General features: G+C 68.7%; 13 protein-coding genes and 1 pseudogene. 8 read left to right on the forward strand and 6 right to left on the reverse strand.

Translation table 11 applies throughout. The features are described from left to right. Positions 1 to 88: 88 nt before the first annotated feature. The gene (locus JQ639_RS14500; RefSeq protein ID WP_211967041.1) at positions 89 to 1,108 is read right to left on the reverse strand and encodes an alpha/beta hydrolase; all 1,020 of its coding nucleotides are present in this window, start codon (positions 1,106 to 1,108) and stop codon (positions 89 to 91) included. Beyond that, positions 1,105 to 2,049 (reverse strand): MBL fold metallo-hydrolase, encoded by a 945-nt coding sequence (locus JQ639_RS14505; protein ID WP_211967040.1) that lies wholly within the window; start codon positions 2,047 to 2,049, stop codon positions 1,105 to 1,107. Before JQ639_RS14505 ends, JQ639_RS14500 begins: the two co-directional genes overlap by 4 nt. On the opposite strand from JQ639_RS14505, the gene JQ639_RS14510 reads away from it, so the two are divergent. Beyond that, positions 2,048 to 3,106 carry a LysR substrate-binding domain-containing protein gene (locus JQ639_RS14510; protein ID WP_502748172.1) on the forward strand — a complete coding sequence of 353 codons (1,059 nt, stop codon included), beginning with the start codon at positions 2,048 to 2,050 and terminating at the stop codon, positions 3,104 to 3,106. The two genes, JQ639_RS14505 and JQ639_RS14510, sit on opposite strands and share 2 nt — an antisense overlap. Before the next feature lie 16 nt (positions 3,107 to 3,122). On the opposite strand, the gene JQ639_RS14515 is transcribed toward JQ639_RS14510, so the two are convergent. The 3 genes and pseudogenes from JQ639_RS14515 to JQ639_RS14525 all read right to left on the reverse strand — a co-directional run bounded on the left by JQ639_RS14515 (position 3,123) and on the right by JQ639_RS14525 (position 5,400). Further along, a complete protein-coding gene (locus JQ639_RS14515) occupies positions 3,123 to 3,758 on the reverse strand; it encodes an HAD-IA family hydrolase (RefSeq protein WP_211967039.1) in 636 nt (211 codons plus the stop codon). Next, on the reverse strand, positions 3,755 to 4,216 hold the full coding sequence (locus JQ639_RS14520; protein WP_349644712.1) for a RidA family protein: 462 nt from the start codon (positions 4,214 to 4,216) through the stop codon (positions 3,755 to 3,757). Before JQ639_RS14520 ends, JQ639_RS14515 begins: the two co-directional genes overlap by 4 nt. A 2-nt stretch (positions 4,217 to 4,218) precedes the next feature. After that, positions 4,219 to 5,400: pseudogene (locus JQ639_RS14525) on the reverse strand (alanine racemase). Positions 5,401 to 5,480: 80 nt separating this feature from the next. Here JQ639_RS14525 and JQ639_RS14530 point away from each other — a divergent pair. The 4 genes from JQ639_RS14530 to JQ639_RS14545 all read left to right on the forward strand — a co-directional run bounded on the left by JQ639_RS14530 (position 5,481) and on the right by JQ639_RS14545 (position 10,478). Further along, positions 5,481 to 6,419: a LysR substrate-binding domain-containing protein gene (locus tag JQ639_RS14530; protein WP_211967038.1), complete on the forward strand. Its 939-nt coding sequence runs from the start codon at positions 5,481 to 5,483 to the stop codon at positions 6,417 to 6,419. Positions 6,420 to 6,640: 221 nt separating this feature from the next. Then, the gene (locus JQ639_RS14535) at positions 6,641 to 8,221 is read left to right on the forward strand and encodes a sugar ABC transporter ATP-binding protein (RefSeq protein ID WP_249123201.1); all 1,581 of its coding nucleotides are present in this window, start codon (positions 6,641 to 6,643) and stop codon (positions 8,219 to 8,221) included. Then, positions 8,218 to 9,213: an ABC transporter permease gene (locus JQ639_RS14540; protein ID WP_211967037.1), complete on the forward strand. Its 996-nt coding sequence runs from the start codon at positions 8,218 to 8,220 to the stop codon at positions 9,211 to 9,213. Before JQ639_RS14535 ends, JQ639_RS14540 begins: the two co-directional genes overlap by 4 nt. Before the next feature lie 107 nt (positions 9,214 to 9,320). Beyond that, positions 9,321 to 10,478 (forward strand): substrate-binding domain-containing protein, encoded by a 1,158-nt coding sequence (locus JQ639_RS14545; protein ID WP_249123200.1) that lies wholly within the window; start codon positions 9,321 to 9,323, stop codon positions 10,476 to 10,478. Positions 10,479 to 10,551: 73 nt separating this feature from the next. Here JQ639_RS14545 and JQ639_RS14550 read toward each other — a convergent pair whose 3' ends face one another. Further along, positions 10,552 to 11,355 (reverse strand): DeoR/GlpR family DNA-binding transcription regulator, encoded by an 804-nt coding sequence (locus tag JQ639_RS14550; protein WP_249123199.1) that lies wholly within the window; start codon positions 11,353 to 11,355, stop codon positions 10,552 to 10,554. Between the two features lie 215 nt (positions 11,356 to 11,570). Here JQ639_RS14550 and deoC point away from each other — a divergent pair, with 215 nt between their 5' ends. From deoC to JQ639_RS14565, 3 genes are all read left to right on the forward strand, one after another. Beyond that, positions 11,571 to 12,599 (forward strand): deoxyribose-phosphate aldolase, encoded by a 1,029-nt coding sequence (gene deoC, locus JQ639_RS14555; protein ID WP_211967036.1) that lies wholly within the window; start codon positions 11,571 to 11,573, stop codon positions 12,597 to 12,599. Positions 12,600 to 12,607: 8 nt separating this feature from the next. Then, positions 12,608 to 14,992 carry an aldehyde dehydrogenase family protein gene (locus tag JQ639_RS14560; protein WP_211967035.1) on the forward strand — a complete coding sequence of 795 codons (2,385 nt, stop codon included), beginning with the start codon at positions 12,608 to 12,610 and terminating at the stop codon, positions 14,990 to 14,992. A gap of 90 nt (positions 14,993 to 15,082) precedes the next feature. Next, complete coding sequence (locus tag JQ639_RS14565; protein WP_211967034.1) at positions 15,083 to 15,538, forward strand: RbsD/FucU family protein; 456 nt, start codon at positions 15,083 to 15,085, stop codon at positions 15,536 to 15,538.

Consider the following 15,538-nt stretch of genomic DNA (forward strand, 5'->3'; position numbering starts at 1 on the left):
AACCGCCCTTTGGCACCCCGAAAAATGGCGGTATGCGGCTGCCCTGCCATGCGGTCCGGCGCGGGCGACCCGCCGCCCTGGCCGGAGCCTAGCCTGAATCCTGGCCTCGCGCGGCGCCGCCAATCGAGCCAGCCTGATGGCTTGCGGCCGCATCCGGCGGGCTCATGGTGAGAAAGGCGCGGATCGCATCGAGCACCTGCCAGCGGTTTGTCTCCATCACCACCATGTGGGTGCCCTCGCCGATCTCGACCCAGCGGCGATATGCGGCGTTGCTCAGCCGCAGGAACAGCGCCTGCATGCGCGGCAGCGGCACGTCGAGATCCCACTCGCCATGCAGCAGGAGCACCGGCACGGTGATCGCGGCCGGATCATAGAACGGCCGGCCAACGGCCCAGTACTCGCGGACGTCCTGGATGACGCCGGCCGGCGCGTTGACGATGCCGTCGCGGGCGTCGCGGTCGCTCGCGAGCATGACCTCAGCCCAGCGCTCGAACCACGCCGGCGGCAGGATCTCGTCATGGCGGTGCGCCGGCACGCCTTCCAGCCAGCGCGTGCGGAAAGCGCGGACGTCGAAGCGGCGATAGGCCTGCAGCGTGCCGCCGGGATCGATCCGTGGCGGGCCGTCGCTCAGCCACTGCGGCGCGATCAGCGTCAGTTTCTCGATGCGCTCGTTATGCGCCGCGGTGTAGGCGCCCGAGACGGTGCCGCCCCACGACATGCCGATCAGCGACAGACGCGGCAGCCCGCGCGCGGCCAGAATGTGATCGATCGCGGTCGAGAGATCGCGCACCGCGACATCGGTGCGCACCTGCGGCGGCGCGGCGTCCGGCGCGCCGCGCATGCCTGGCGGCCGCGTCGAGGCGCCGAAGCCACGCACATTGAGCGCATGGACGTCGAAGCCGGCGTCCGCGAGGACATCCATGAACGCGCCCTGGCCGACATCGACATCGTAGAGGCTTTCCGCCGGCAGCGTCGCGCCATGCATCAGCAGGATGGTGGTGGCGGGCGTGAACGGCGCGCGGTCGGCGCGGTACTTGCGGCGGATGTGAAGTTCGATGCCGGGCTCGTCGGCAGCAATGAGACAATTCTCGGTGATGATGCGGGTCATCGCTGGGCGTCCTCGATCGATGGGGCGAACTGCCAGGTGAAGCCGCCGTCGCGGCGACGGACATGACCGGCAGAGGTTTCGGCGAAATGGGTGGAGAAGCACAGACCGCCGCTGTCGGCGGCCTGCGCCAGCAGCCAGCGTCGCGAGCGCTCGGCGGGCGCGATGAACTCGCAGTAGCCCGAGCGCAGATCGGGACGATAGACCTGCAGCGGATGATGCAGCACGTCGCCCATGAACCACGCCTCCTCGCCGCGCGAGCGCAGGCGGATCGAGGCGTGATCGATGCTGTGGCCGGGCGTCGGGTGAAACGACAGCCCCTCGGCGACCTCCGAACCGTCGACGACGATCGCCTGGCCGAGCCCCGCCGCGATCACCGGCTGCATGCTGTCGCGATAGACCAGCGGCAGCGGCGGGTGATCGGGCGGCCCCAGAGCGGCCGGCGGCAGATCCGGGGCCGGCGCGAGGCCGTCATTGCTCGCACCGTAGCGCGCCTCGATCGCCGAATAGAGGTGACGGGCGTTCGGGAATGTCGGCACCCACGCGCCGTCGCGCCATGACGTGTTCCAGCCGACATGATCGGCGTGGATGTGGCTGATGAGCACGAGATCGACCTGCTCCGGCGCAACGCCGACCGCGCGCAGGTGATCGAGATACGGCGTCCGAAGATCGTGCAGCTTGGGCGCCGCCGGCAGCGACTTGCCGTTGCCGGTCGCGGTATCGACCAGGATGGTCAGACCGGCGTGGCGCACCAGCCAGGAATGCGTGCCCTGCGCCAGGCGTCCCGTCGCACGGTTGTAGGAGCCCGCCGACAGCGACGGGCCGTGATCGCGCAGCGCCGCCGCGTCGAGATCGGGATAGAGAACCGCCGGATCGGTGTCGTCCCAGCGCAGTTCGGGAATGCGGGTGATCAGCGCGTCGCCGACCCGGAACGAGTCTGCCATGGCGGGCCTCCAAGATGATGGCGATGACGGTTGCCGTGTGATGAAAGGGAAGCTAGTGTCCGCCCATCCATTACACAAATCGATCTGCCCAATGCGCTCTATCGATCATTTCAATCTGAGGTCGTTCGACCTCAACCTGCTGGTGGCGTTCGACGCGCTGATCACCGAACGCAGCGTGACGAAGGCCGCGCGCCGGCTGAAGCTCGGCCAGCCGGCGATGAGCCATGCGCTGTCGTCGCTGCGGCTGCTGCTCAACGACGAGATCCTGGTGCGCGTCGGCACCACCATGCAGCCGACGACGCGGGCGCTGGCGCTCGCGCCGCGCCTGCGCGAGCTGCTGGTCCAGATCCAGGGTGCGCTGACGCCGGAGGCGACGTTCGATCCGCTCAGGGAAGAGCGCATCGTCCGCCTCGGCTTCTCGTCAGAACTGGAGATCCTGCTGATGCCGGCGCTGACCGCGCACCTGCGCGAGCACGCACCGGGCATCCGACTGCTGACGCGCCTCACCGGCCGCAGCGACGTCCATGCGATGCTGGACAATGCCGAGCTCGATCTCGCCGTCGGCTGCTTCGACTTCGGCCTGGAACGCCATCGCGGTATCCGCCTGTTCGAACAGACGCTGGCCTGCTGCTTCAATCCGGCGCTTGTGCGGATGCGGTTGCCGATCACCGAAGAGGCCTATGTGACGCGGCCGCACGCGCTGATGACGCTGAAGGACGACATCCACGGCTGCCTGTCCGAGGCGCTTGCGCGCATCGGCCGCGAGCTCAACGTCGCGCTCGCGGCATCGGACTTCCTGACCGTGCTGGCCGCCGCCGCCGAAGCGCCGGTCCTCGCGACGCTGCCGGCGCGCATGGCCCGCCTCTATGCGCCGCTGTTCGGCCTGACGATCGCCGCCGTGCCACTCGACCTGCGCGTGCCGGCGGTGGCGATGGTGTGGTCGGCGCGCAACGACCGCGATCCGGCGTCGGCATGGCTGCGCGAGGCCGTGCGCACCGTGCTGGCGGCGCGCGACCTGCCGCAGGCGCGGCGGCGCGAGCGCAAGCTGACTGCCTGAGACGGCGCAGGCGGCATCAGCCCGGCAGCACCAGCGCGTGCAGCGGCTCGATGGTCGCGCTGTGGCGCAACGGCGGCTGCGCTTCGGGCGGCGCCTGCATGCCGACACGATCATGCCAGAATGTCGGCAGACCGACCCGCGCGGTGCCGACGAGATCGTAGGCCGAGCCCGCGACGAACAGGCAGCGTTCCGGAACGACGCCAAGCTCGGACAGTCCCAACTGGTACGCTCGCGCGTCGGGCTTGTAGACACCGGCGCGCTCCGCGGTGACCACGACGTCGAATGGCACGCCGACGCAAGCCGCCGCGACGCGGCCAAGCCGCTCCGAGCAATTGGTGACGATGCCAAGGCGCACGCCGGCATCCTTCAGCGCGCGCAGCGTGTCCGTGACGCCGGGCCAGGGCTGCAGCTCGCCATAACGGGCGTCGAGCGCATCGGCGACGGAGCGCGGCAGGCCGACGGCGTCGGCGGCTTCGGCGACCAGCGTCTCATAGGGACGATAGCTGCCGGTGCGGTAGGTGATGCGAAGATATTCGGCGCGCCAAGCCCGCCCGGCCTCCGCGCCGCCGGCAACATCGTTCCACAGCGTCCAGCTGTCGAGCAGCGCGGTCAGCAGATCGAACAGGACGGCATCATAGCGGCGGGATGTCATGGTCCGGGCCTTTCGGTGATGGTCGCGGACAGCCGGCCTGCCGGTCGCGCCGCGATGGCGTCGATTTCGATGAGATGGCCGTGATGCAGCTCCGGCACCGGCACGACGGCGCGTGCGGGACGGCTGGCGCCGAACGCCTCGGCATAGACGGCATTGAATGCGGGCCAGTGCGCGACGCCGACGATATAGGCCGTGACCTTCACCACATCCTGCGGACCGCAACCCGCAGCCCTCAGGATCGCAAGAACATGGTCGAGCGCGCGCCGCGCCTGCTGCGCGAACGGCAGCGCCGGATTGTGCGTGCCATCGACGCCGCCCGGCAGCTGGCCGGACACGAACACCAGGTCGCGCCAGGCGGTCGCCTGCACATAGTGCCCGGCGGGCGTCGGCGCATCCGGCGTCGCGATCGCCGTGACGATATCGCCGGTCGTCGTCGCCATCTCCTTCGCCATCGTCATCGTCACCATCCCCGGATGCGCGGCCACGACGCCACCACCGCGTTGTCCGTGTCCAGCACCTCGTAGGCATCGTGCTGCGCGCCGGTGGCGCAGGCGTGGTTGGGCAGGATGCGCAGCCGCGTGCCGAGCGGCAGGTCCGGCAGACGCGCGCCGCTGCCGGGCCGCACCGCGACAATGCCGTGCTCCTGATTGGCGTCGATCACCATGAGATCGGGATACCGACGGCCCGCGGCGTCGCAGACGAGGCCATAGCCCTGGTCAACCGCCTGCCGCGCCGTGCCGCGATCGCGCGACAGCGCCATCCAGCCGGCATCGACGATGATCCATCCCTTGCTGCGCTAGTGTCCGATCACGCTGGTGAGCACCGACAGCGCGATGTCGTCCGGCGTGCAGACACCGACGCCGGCCTGAAACAGATCGAAGAACATGAACACGCCGGCCCGCACCTCGGTGACGCCATCGAGACGGCGCGCGAAATGCGCCGTCGGCGTCGCGCCGACGCTGACCACCGGACATGGCAGCCCGGCGGCCCGCAGCAGCGTCGCGGCTCCAGCCGCCGCCGCGCGCTCGGCCTCCGCCGCCTCAGCCAGCGCATCGGGCGTGTGCAGGCCATAGCTGTCGCCGGCATGGGTGAGGACGCCGCGCAGCTCGGCGCCGCCGGCCTGAAGCGTGCGGCCGATCGCGACGAGCAGTGTCTCGTCATCGGGCAGCACGCCGGAGCGATGGCCGTCGGAATCGATCTCGATCAGCACCGGCAGCCGCTCGCCGGTCGCGCAGACCGTCTCGACCACCGCTTGCGCCTGCGCGACGCTGTCGAGGATGACGGCAAGATCCGCATCGAGCTGGCGGCGGATGGTCACCACCCGCGCCAGCCTGTCCGGCGCGATGCCAACGCCATAGATCATGTCGCGCACGCCATGGGCAGCGAAATACTCGGCCTCGCGCAGCGTCGAGACCATCGCCGGTCCCGCCGGACCGGCGAGCGCCTCGCGCGCGACGTCGATGCTCTTGGCGGTCTTGAGATGGGGGCGCAACGCGACGCCGAAGGGTTCAAGGCGTGAGCGCAGCCGCGCGATGTTGTCGCGCAGCTTGCCGCGATCGAGCAGCAGGCATGGCGTGGCGAGGCTGGCGAGCGGCCGCGCAGGCGGCGGCGTGAGATGGGGCACGGCAGTGTCTCCGGGCAGCGGCGATGACGCCGAGACAACCACGGACCGGCCCGTGCTTCCATTTACATGTCGTGCATCCTCCATTAAGCTCGGGCTTAATGATCACCGCCGAGGATCTGCGCTTCTTCACCGCCGTAGCGGGCGCGCGCTCGCTCGCCGCGGCCGCGCGCGAGCTCAATGTCTCCCCGCCCGCGGTCAGCCAGCGGCTGCGCGCGCTGGAGGAGCGGCTCGGCGTGCAGCTCGTCAACCGCTCCGGCCGCGTGCTGACCCTGAGCGACGAAGGCGAGCTGCTGGCCGATCGCGGCCTGCGCGTGCTCGGCTCGCTCGAGGAACTCGAGGACGCCTTCGCCGACCGGCGTGGCCAGGTCACCGGCCATCTGCGCATCGTCGCGCCGCTCGGCTTCGGCCGTCGTCATGTCGCAGGGGTCGTCGCCGCCTTCCATGCCGCACATCCCCAGGTCGTCGTCGACCTGCAGCTGTCGGACCGGCTCGGCCGCGTGCCCGCCGACGCCTGGGATCTCACCGTCCATGTCGGCGAAGGCAAGGACCTGACGCCGAGCCTGAGCCAGCGCACGCTCGCGCCGAACCGGCGCATCCTGTGCGCGGCGCCGGGCTATCTCGCACGCCATCCCGCGCCCCGCACGCCCGAGGATCTGCCGCAACACGCCTGCATTGCGCTCCGCGAGAACGACGAAGACGTGACGCTGTGGCGCTTCGGCGTGCGCGGCGGCCGCGACAGCCGCGTGCGCATCGAACCCTCGCTGGCGAGCAACGACGGCGAAGTGGTGCGGGCCTGGGCGCTCGCCGGGCTCGGCATCATCATCCGCTCGGAGTGGGACGTCGCTGACGACCTCCGCGCCGGGCGTCTCGTGCCGCTGCTCGACGCCCATCCGCTGCCCGACGCGCCGGTGGTCGTGCTGTTCGGCGCGCGTCGTCAGGCGCGGGCGAACCGCGCTCAATTGTTCGTCGAAGCCCTCGCTGCCGCGCTCAGCCCGCCCCCCTGGCGCACGCCGCCAAAGCGTCCATCCCGCCGCTGACAACGCCGGTCGCTCACGACACGGCGCGCCCGCGATCCGACCGTCGTGTGCACGCGCAACGCCATCGTTCCCGCGCCGCCGCCGAACATGCAGGGCTCGCGGCAGCGCCATTGAGCGTTGACACCTCCCCGCTTTGGTAGAATAGTCACACATAAAGTAACAATCGCATCAGACGATGTTACAATTATCCCAATGACAGCCGTCGGCGGGGGAGGACGTCCATGAACCAGCCGCGCCCGCCCATGGCCGAGGGCCGGCCACATCCACCGCTCGTCAGGGTCGCAGGCGTCACCAAGAGTTTTGGTGGTGCGCGGGCGTTGCGCGGCGTCAATCTCGAGGTCCGTTCCGGCGAAGTGCACGCCCTGCTCGGCGAGAACGGCGCGGGCAAGTCGACGCTGATCAAAATCCTGAGCGGCGTCCACGGCAGCGACGGTGGCCGCATCGAAATCGCCGGCCAGCCGGTGATGTTCGACAGCCCGGCGCAATCGCGCGCCGCCGGCATCGCCGTCGTCTATCAGGATCTCAGCCTGGTCGAATCCCTGAGCGTCGCCGACAACCTGCTGCTCGGCCGCGAGCCGCGCGACCGCTTCGGCTTTCTCCGGAAGAAACATCTACTCGACGAAGCCGAAACGTTTCTGAAACAGCTTGGCATCCCGCTCGACCCGCGCGCCAATGTCGGCGCGCTGCCATTCGCCTATCGCCAGATGACCGAGATCGCCAAGGCGCTAATGGGCGACGTGCGCGTGCTCATTCTCGACGAGCCAACATCGTCGCTGACCGGCGACGAGGTCCGCATCCTGTTCGACGCCATCGGCAAGGTGACGCGCCGCGGCGTCGGCGTCATCTATGTCACCCACCGCCTCGACGAGGTGTTCCAGGTGTCTCAGCGCGTCACCGTGTTCCGCGACGGCGCCAATGCCGGCACCTTCGTCACCGCGAACACCGACATGAAACGTCTGGTGTCGGCGATCATCGGGCCCGGCCATACGGTGGCCATGGACGCGGCGCGGCCGGCGGTGCCACGCCCCGTCGCCTCGGCGGCGCCGGTGCTGTCGCTTTCGGGCGTCGGCAACGAGCGGCTGCGCGCCGTGGATCTCACCGTGTGGCGCGGCGAGATCCATGGCCTCGCCGGACTGATCGGCAGCGGCCGCACCGAAATCCTGGAGACGGTGTTCGGCCTGCGCCACGTCGCGAGCGGCACGCTGGCGCTCGACGGCGAGACGTTCGCGCCGGCGAGCACGGCAGACGCTATCGGCCGCGGTGTCGCGCTTGTGCCGGAAGACCGCCACCTCCAGGGACTGGTTCTCGAACATTCCATCGAGCGCAACATCACGCTGGCGCGGCTGCGCCGGCTGACGGCATGGGGATGGGTGCGCCAACGCGCCGCCCGGCACGATGCCGAAGCCGCCGTACGCAAGCTTGCAGTGAAGGCGCAGGGCATCTCAAGCCCGGCGAAAACACTGTCCGGCGGCAACCAGCAGAAGGTGGTGTTCGCCAAGTGGAACGAGCCGCGGCCGCGGCTGCTGCTGCTCGACGAACCCACCGTCGGCGTCGACGTCGGCGCCCGCGAGGAGATCTATGGCGTCATCCGCGCCGCCGCTGCGGAGGGAACCGGCGTGCTGCTGGTGTCGTCCGATCTCGCCGAACTGCTGCAGCTGTGCGACCGCATCTCCGTCGTCGTCGAGGGCGGCATCGTCGCCACCTTCGCGCGGCGCGACCTCGGCAGCGCGGAAGACCTTCACCACCTGCTGCAACGCAGCCAGACCGACTACGAACGCTCCGTCCACGGGTTGCCCGCATGACCGATCTCGACGTGCCGACCATTGCCGCATCGACGCCCGTCCGGCCGCAAGGACGGCACAAGCTGCTGCAGACGCTGCTGCGCGGCGAACAGCCCTACATGCTGTACATCGCCTTCGTCATCCTGCTGGTGGTGTTCAGTTTCGCATCGCCCTGGTTTATGTCGGTCGACAACTTCCTCAACATCGGCCGGCAGACGACGCTGGTGTCGATCGTCGCCGTCGGCATGACCTTCGTGATCATCGCCCGCCAGATCGATCTCTCGGTCGCCTCAGCGCTGGCGCTGTCGGGTATGGCCGCGGCGCTCGCCATGAGCCATGTCGCCAACAGCTGGATCGTCGGCGCGCTCGCCGGCCTCGGCACCGGCGCGCTGGTCGGCCTTGTCAACGGCATCCTCACCACCCAGCTCGCCATCCCCTCGTTCCTGGTCACGCTTGGAACCCTCAGCATGGCGCGCGGCCTCGCCATGATGGTCACCAACACCAAGCCGGTAATCATCACCAACGAGACCTATTTCGCGATCTTCGGCGAGGGCTCGCTGTTCGGCATCCCCGCGCCGATCGCCTGGACACTCGGTGCGATCGCCGTCGGCATCCTGTTGCTGCACTTCAATGTGTTCGGGCGGCGCATCTATGCCGCAGGCGGCAACCCGACCGCGGCGCTCTACTCCGGCATCCACATCAAGCGAGTGACGACGCTCGCCTTCGTGCTCACCGGCACCTTCGCCGGCCTCGCAGCGCTGGTGCTGTCGGCACGCTCGCATGCGGCGCGGCCGGACGTGGTTCAGGGCATGGAGCTCGACGTCATCGCCTCGGTGATCCTCGGCGGCTGCAGCCTGTTCGGCGGCCGCGGCTTCATCCTCGGCACGCTGCTCGGCAGCCTGATCATCGGCACGCTCAACAATGGCCTCGTGTTGCTCGGCGTCAGCTCGCCGCTGCAGCTGGTCATCAAGGGCGCAATCATCGTCGCTGCCGTGGCGTTCACCAAACGCTGACTTCGACAGGATGCCGCGCGCCGGCCGTCACCGCCGCGCGGCATCGGGAGGCAAGGCCGCCGGCCTCATTCGACAGGCGACCGCAAAACGACAACCGGGAGGAAACCATGACAACAGCCATCCTGCGCCACAGACCCCTGAAAACGGCAATGCTCGCCGCCGCTGCGACCGCGGCGCTGGCGACCTCAGCCCTCGCGGAAGTCCCGGCGACCTGCGTCAAGGGCGTCGATCTTGCAACGCTCGGCCCGAAATCGATCGTCGGCCAGGGGCCGCATGGCGAGAAGGCGGCTTCGCCGGAAGTCCTGGCGCTGTCGGAGGCCGACGCCGCCAAGGTCAAGGCCGGCAATTTCAAGGTCGGCATCTCCATGCAGACCGTCAATCTCGACTGGGCGCAGCTGCAGATCCAGGGCATCACCGACACGCTGAAGAAGTACGGCGTCACCGTCACCGGCGTCGCCTCGGCCGAATACCAGGTCGACAAGCAGATCGCCGACATCGAGAACACCATCCAGCAGCATCCCGACGGCATCATCTCCATCCCCGTCGACTTCACCGCCACGGCGCCGACCTACAAGAAGGTATCGAAAGCCGGCATCAAGCTGGTGCTGATGGACAGCATCCCGACTGGGCTGAAGCATCCCGAGGAGTACGCCGCGATGATCTCCGCCGACAGCCAGGGCAACGGCCAGATCGCGGCGCAGATCCTGGCGTCCTGCGTGCCGCAGGGCGCGACCATCGGCCTCGTCAATTTCGGCGTCGACTATTTCAGCACCAACGAGCGCACCAAGGGCGTGCGCGAATGGATGCAGAAGAACCGGCCCGACATCAAGATGAAGCAGGTCGACTTCACCGATCCACCGAAGGTGTCGCAGATCGCCGGCGACTTCCTCACCGGCAATCCCGACATCAAGGGGCTGTTCGCGGTGTGGGACCAGCCGGCGCTCGACACGCTGAGCGCGATGCGCGCCCAGGGCGTCGACATTCCCGTCACCACCGTCGATCTCGGCCTGCAGTCGGCGATCGAGATCGCCAAGGGCGGCCCGCTGAAAGCAACGGGATCGCAGCGCCCCTATGACCAGGGTGTCGCCGAAGCGCTGGCGATGATGAACGCGCTGATCGGCAAGGCGACGCCGGCGTGGGTCGGCGTGCAGTCGCTGCCGGTGGTGCAGTCCAACGTGCTGGAATCCTACAAGACGGTGTTTAAGAAGGATCCGCCGAAGGAATTGACCGACGCCTGCGACAAGGCCAAGCCGGCCTGCAACTGACGGGGTATCGCGCTTCGGGTCCGGCTCCGGCCGGGCCCACGGCCGCGGCAGAATGTTTTCCCGCCGGCGCGCGTCAGGACGCCTTGGTCACGTAGTCGACCGGCAGTGCCTTGAACGGCTTGCGCTGCTCGCTCGCCGCCGCGCCGCCGACGATGATCCGCGAGAAGGCGTCGAGATCGGCGAACGACGCCGGCTTGAGGCTGCCGAGCTTGCTGGCGTCGACCACCAGGATGCTCTCCATCGCGGTGGCGATGACCGCCTGCTTGACCGCGACCTCGTGGAAATTCGAACAGCTCGCGCCGCGTGTCGGATGGACGCCGCCAGCGGAAATAAACGCCTTGTTGATGCCGAGGCGGCGCAGATAGGACAGGCCCTCGTCCGACGAGAAAGACTGCGACGAGGCGTGATACAGGCCGCCGATCAGCATCACCTGCGTCGCCGGCCGCCGCGCCACAATGGTCGCGACATTGAGCGAATAGCAGATCACCGACAGCGGCATCTCGTCGGGCAGGCATTCGGACAGCGTCTGCATCGTGGTGCCGCAGTCGATGAAGATCGTCTCGCCGTCCTTGAGCGAGGCGGCCGCAGCGCGGCACGCAAGGCGCTTGTCCTGGGTGTGCTGATCGATCTCCTGCTCGAGCGTGTACTTGATGCCGGTCGGCGACGCGGCATTGACGACATAGCCGCCGAGACAGGCGAGCGACGCATCCGATGCCGCAAGATCGCGGCGCACGGTCATTTCCGAGACGTTGAGCAATTCGGCCGCGGCCCGCAGGTGCAAGGCGCCATTGCTTTCGACCGCGCGGCGCAGGCGCTGCAGGCGTTGTTCTCGCGTTTCACTCGGGCGGGCACTGGGAATCTCGGCCATCTTGCTCATGAAGCCTGCTTACCCCGTTGACAACGGTCTTACAATGATGTGATGATCGAAACAACAAAATGTTACGATAATAACAATCAAGCCGGCAAGCGACAGACCGCACACATCGCGTGACGGCCGCGCCACGCTGGCGAACCGGGAGGCACGCATGCTGCCATCGCAACGATCGCCATCAGCGACTGCGTTCGATGTCCTCGCATGTGTGTAGCGCTTCGATGCCGAGCAGTGTCTTGATCTCCGATCCGTCCGCAGCGCCGTCGCGCAGCCATGACCGCGTGCACGCGCGCAACACGCCGCTTGTCCGCAACGACGGCTGCGCGCTTGAGCTCGACGGCATCGACGATATCCGCATCAACCTGTCCGCCGCCGAGCGCCGCGTCGCGACGCTGCCGGGACGGCGCACGGTGAAGAACGACGCCCAGGCGGCATGGCTGCTCAAGGCCGTCGCCTGCATCGACCTCACCACCCTCAACGGCGACGATACCGCCGGCCGGGTGAAGCGGCTGTGCGCCAAGGCGCGCGCGCCGGTGCGCGCCGACATCCTCGATGCCCTCGGCTTCGGCGGGCGCAGCGTCCACACCGGCGCGGTGTGCGTCTATCACCGCTTCGTCGCCACCGCCGTCGAGGCGCTCGACGGCTCCGGCATTCCTGTCGCCGCGGTGTCGACCGGCTTTCCGGCCGGCCTCGTGCCCCACGACGTCAAGCTGCGCGAGATCGAAGCCTCGGTCCACGACGGTGCGGCCGAGATCGACATCGTCATCACCCGCGAACATGTCCTGACCGGTGACTGGCCGGCGCTCTATCAGGAAGTCAGGGACTTTCGCGCCGCCTGCGGCGAGGCTCATCTCAAGACCATCCTCGCCACCGGCGACCTCAAGACGCTGCGCAATGTCGCGAGGGCATCGATGGTCTGCATGATGGCGGGCGCCGACTTCATCAAGACCTCCACCGGCAAGGAAGGCGTCAACGCCACGCTGCCGGTCACGCTGGCGATGCTGCGAATGATCCGCCTCTATCAGGCGCGCACCGGCTTCAAGGTCGGCTTCAAGCCGGCCGGCGGCATTTCCACCGCCAAGGACGTGCTGAACTATCAGTTCCTGATGAAGGAGGAATTGGGACGCGACTGGCTCGAACCAGAGCTGTTCCGGATCGGCGCGTCGAGCCTGCTGGCCGATATCGAACGTCAGCTCGAGCACCATGTCACCGGCCGCTATTCGGCCTTCAACCGCCATCCCCTGGCATGAGACGGCCGATGAGCGTTGCACATTATTACGAGACCATGGACTACGGCCCCGCTCCCGAGGCGGACGGCGAGGCGCGCGCGTGGCTGAAGACGCACGGCGCCGTGTTCGACCACTTCATCGCCGGCGCGTTCACGGCGCCGAAGGATGGCGTGCACATCCCGACCATCGAGCCGGCCACCGGCAAGCCGCTGGCGCGGCTCGCCCAGGGCTCCGCCGCCGACATCGACGCCGCCGTCGCTGCGGCGCGCCAGGCGCAGGTGCCATGGGCGAAGCTCGGCGGCCATGGCCGCGCGCGCCATCTCTACGCGCTGTCGCGAATGCTCCAACGACACGCCCGGCTGTTCGCCGTGCTGGAGGCGATCGACAATGGCAAGCCGATCCGCGAGACCCGCGATCTCGACGTGCCGCTCGCGGCGCGCCACTTCCTGCACCATGCCGGCTGGGCGCAGCTGCAGGAGCGCGAGCTGTCCGACCAGGTGCCGCTCGGCGTCGTCGGCCAGATCATCCCCTGGAACTTCCCGCTGCTGATGCTGGCGTGGAAGATCGCGCCGGCGCTCGCGGTTGGTAACACCGTGGTGCTCAAGCCTGCCGAATTCACTTCGCTTACCGCGCTGCTGTTCGCCGAACTGGCGGCGCAGGCCGGCCTGCCGCCGGGCGTCCTCAACGTCGTGACCGGCGATGGCGCGACCGGCGCCGCCCTCGTCGCCCATCCGGATGTCGACAAGATCGCCTTCACCGGCTCGACCGAGGTCGGCCGTCTGATCCGTGAGGCGACCGCTGGCACCGGCAAGTCGTTGACGCTGGAGCTCGGCGGCAAGTCACCATTCATCGTGTTCGACGACGCCGACATCGACGGCGCCATCGAGGGCGTGGTCGACGCCATCTGGTTCAACCAGGGCCAGGTGTGCTGCGCCGGCTCGCGCCTTCTGGTGCACGAAGGCATCGCCGAGGACTTCCGCCAGCGCCTCGTGCGCCGCATGGAAACGCTGCGGGTCGGCTCGCCGCTCGACAAGGCCATCGACATGGGGGCGGTCGTCGCCCCGGTGCAGCTCGAGCGTATCAAGGCGCTGGTCGAGACCGGCGTGAAAGAGGGCGCGCAGAAGTATCAGGCCGCGACAGCGCTTCCGGCCGATGGCTGCTTCTATCCGCCGACGCTGCTGTGGAACGTGCAGCCGGCATCGACGGTGGCGATCGAGGAGATCTTCGGCCCGGTGCTGGTGGCCATGACCTTCCGCACCCCGGACGAAGCGGTCGCCCTCGCCAACAACACCCGCTACGGCCTCGCCGCCAGCGTGTGGAGCGAGACCATCGGCCTTGCCCTCGACATCGCGCCGAAGCTGCTGGCCGGCGTCGTCTGGATCAACGCCACCAACCTGTTCGATGCTGCCGTGGGCTTCGGCGGCTATCGCGAATCCGGCTTCGGCCGCGAGGGCGGCCGTGAAGGCATTGTCGAGTATCTCAAGCCGCTCGCCTGGGCCGGGCGCAAGCCGCGGCAGGAACCCGCGGCGTCGACGCCCGCGGACGACAAGGCCGGCTTTGCCGTGCCCGCGCTCGACCGCACCGCCAAGCTGTTTGTCGGCGGCAAGCAGGTGCGCCCCGACGGCAATTATTCCCGCGCCGTGGTGTCAGCCAAGGGCAAGCCGCTCGGCGAGGTCGGCGAAGGCAACCGCAAGGACGTCCGCAACGCCGTCGCCGCGGCCCGCGCCGCCGAAGGCTGGGCGCGCGCCACCGCGCACAACCGCGCCCAGATCCTCTACTACCTCGCCGAGAACCTGTCGGCGCGCCGCGACGAGTTCGCCGCGCGGATCGCCGCCATGACCGGCATCAGCACGCCCAAGGCCAGGGCCGAGGTCGATGCCAGCATCAGCCGGTTGTTCAGCTACGGCGCGTGGGCCGACAAATACGACGGCGCCGTCCACGCCCCACCGCTGCGCGGCGTCGCGCTCGCCATGCACGAGCCGATCGGCGTGGTCGGCGTCGCCTGCCCGGACGAGGCACCGCTGCTCGCCTTCATCAGTCTGGTCGCACCGCTGATCGCCATGGGCAACCGCGTCGTCGCCATCCCGAGCGAGCGCCACCCGCTCGCCGCCACCGATCTCTATCAGGTGCTGGAGACCTCGGACGTGCCGGCGGGTGTCGTCAACATCGTCACCGGCGGCCGTCATGCCCTCGTCAAGACCCTCGCCGAACATGACGACGTCGACGCTCTCTGGGTGTTCGGCTCGAAGGAAGCGTCCGCCACCGCGGAGCGGCTGTCGTCCGGCAATCTCAAGCGCACCCTCGTCGACCACGGTCTCGCGCTCGACTGGAGCGATGCCCGCGCGGCCGAGGGCGAGATCCTGCTGCGCCACGCGGTGCAGGTGAAGAACATCTGGATTCCCTACGGCGACTAGCCGTCCGGGAAGCCCGCCGACTGGCGATCGCAACCCCGGCCACCGCGAGCCGGGGACGATCGCCCGACCAGAACGAAACAAGGAGGACACATGCTCAAGGCCATCGATCCGCTGCTCAATGCCGACGTGCTCTACGCCCTGCGCGCGATGGGCCATGGCGATCGCCTGGTCATCTGCGACACCAATTTCCCGGCCGATTCCATCGCCCGCCAGACCGTGTTCGGAGAGCTGCTGCGCATCGACAATGTCAGCGCCGCGCGCGCCACCGCCGCGGTGCTGTCGGTGATGCCGCTCGATACCTTTGTCGACGACGCCGCGGCCCGCATGGAGATCGTCGGCCAGCCGGCGGAAGTGCCGCCGGTGCAGCAGGAGGTTCAGGCCGCGATCGACCGCGCCGAAGGCCGCTCGTGGCCAATGGTCGGCATCGAGCGCCATGCCTTCTACGAACAGGCCAGGGGCGCTTACTGCGTCATCGCCACCGGCGAGCGCCGTTTCTATGGCTGCTTCCTGTTCACCAAGGGCGTGATTCCGCCGGCGGGAGAATGA

The sequence above is a fragment of the Bradyrhizobium sp. U87765 SZCCT0048 genome (genome assembly GCF_018131225.1).
Classification (GTDB): Bacteria; Pseudomonadota; Alphaproteobacteria; order Rhizobiales; family Xanthobacteraceae; genus Bradyrhizobium_A.

Bases quoted from the DNA above. Each gene is read 5' to 3' on its own strand.
- deoC (WP_211967036.1), top strand. From the start codon at position 11,571: ATGCCGAGCAGTGTCTTGATCTCCGATCCGTCCGCAGCGCCGTCGCGC.
- JQ639_RS14550 (WP_249123199.1), bottom strand. From the start codon at position 11,355: ATGAGCAAGATGGCCGAGATTCCCAGTGCCCGCCCGAGTGAAACGCGA.
- JQ639_RS14505 (WP_211967040.1), bottom strand. From the start codon at position 2,049: ATGGCAGACTCGTTCCGGGTCGGCGACGCGCTGATCACCCGCATTCCC.
- JQ639_RS14545 (WP_249123200.1), top strand. From the start codon at position 9,321: ATGACAACAGCCATCCTGCGCCACAGACCCCTGAAAACGGCAATGCTC.
- JQ639_RS14510 (WP_502748172.1), top strand. From the start codon at position 2,048: ATGGCGGGCCTCCAAGATGATGGCGATGACGGTTGCCGTGTGATGAAA.
- JQ639_RS14500 (WP_211967041.1), bottom strand. From the start codon at position 1,108: ATGACCCGCATCATCACCGAGAATTGTCTCATTGCTGCCGACGAGCCC.
- JQ639_RS14540 (WP_211967037.1), top strand. From the start codon at position 8,218: ATGACCGATCTCGACGTGCCGACCATTGCCGCATCGACGCCCGTCCGG.
- JQ639_RS14520 (WP_349644712.1), bottom strand. From the start codon at position 4,216: ATGACGATGGCGAAGGAGATGGCGACGACGACCGGCGATATCGTCACG.
- JQ639_RS14535 (WP_249123201.1), top strand. From the start codon at position 6,641: ATGAACCAGCCGCGCCCGCCCATGGCCGAGGGCCGGCCACATCCACCG.
- JQ639_RS14565 (WP_211967034.1), top strand. From the start codon at position 15,083: ATGCTCAAGGCCATCGATCCGCTGCTCAATGCCGACGTGCTCTACGCC.
- JQ639_RS14515 (WP_211967039.1), bottom strand. From the start codon at position 3,758: ATGACATCCCGCCGCTATGATGCCGTCCTGTTCGATCTGCTGACCGCG.
- JQ639_RS14560 (WP_211967035.1), top strand. From the start codon at position 12,608: ATGAGCGTTGCACATTATTACGAGACCATGGACTACGGCCCCGCTCCC.
- JQ639_RS14530 (WP_211967038.1), top strand. From the start codon at position 5,481: ATGATCACCGCCGAGGATCTGCGCTTCTTCACCGCCGTAGCGGGCGCG.